This is a genomic window from Acidisoma cellulosilyticum, from assembly GCF_020621385.1.
Classification (GTDB): Bacteria; Pseudomonadota; Alphaproteobacteria; order Acetobacterales; family Acetobacteraceae; genus Acidisoma; species Acidisoma cellulosilyticum.
This window is the reverse complement of record NZ_JAESVA010000048.1, coordinates 1-567: the sequence shown is the minus strand read 5'-3', so window position 1 is coordinate 567 and position 567 is coordinate 1. Positions and strand designations below refer to the sequence as shown.

At 62.3% G+C, this 567-nt stretch carries 1 protein-coding gene; it reads right to left on the bottom strand.

Annotated features, from left to right (window positions below):
* Nucleotides 1-11 precede the first annotated feature (11 nt).
* Nucleotides 12-567, bottom strand: a 556-nt coding sequence (locus ACELLULO517_RS28470) for a transposase (protein ID WP_227310879.1), incomplete at its 5' end; no start/stop codon positions are given.

The following is a 567-nucleotide window of genomic DNA, read 5'->3' as shown; positions in this document are numbered from 1 at the left end:
CCTAGAGGGTGTCATGCACCTTGCATGAGTATCGCAGCTTGTTTGAGCATATATCCGACGAAGGCAATGACGTGGAATCCGGCCAAGGTGGTCGCAACGCGTTCATAGTCCTTGACCAGTCTGCGGCACCGCGTGGCCCAAGCAAAGGATCTTTCTACGACCCATCGTCTGGGTAGGAGAACGAAGCCTCGCTTAGCCTCGGGTAGTTTGACGACCTCCAGCCTGATCCCTTCCGCGGCGGCCGCTTTTGCCACGGCCTCGCCTGTGTAGCCCTGATCGACATAGGCCAGAGACACCGCATCCCCCGTGGCATCCTGGATATCTGCCGCCAGGCGTGCGACAGCCTCTCGATCACCGACGTCGGCGGCCGTCACGTGCAAAGCAAGCAGATGGCCGAGCGTATCGACCGCCAGATGAACCTTCGATCCGCGCTTCCGCTTGGCGCCGTCATATCCGGCACGGGTGCCGCTTTCGGGCGTGGAACGCAGAGTGCGGCTGTCCATGATCGCGGCCGTCGGCTCCGCCTTGCGTCCTGCCGCCAAACGCAGGACAGCGCGCAAATCCTGC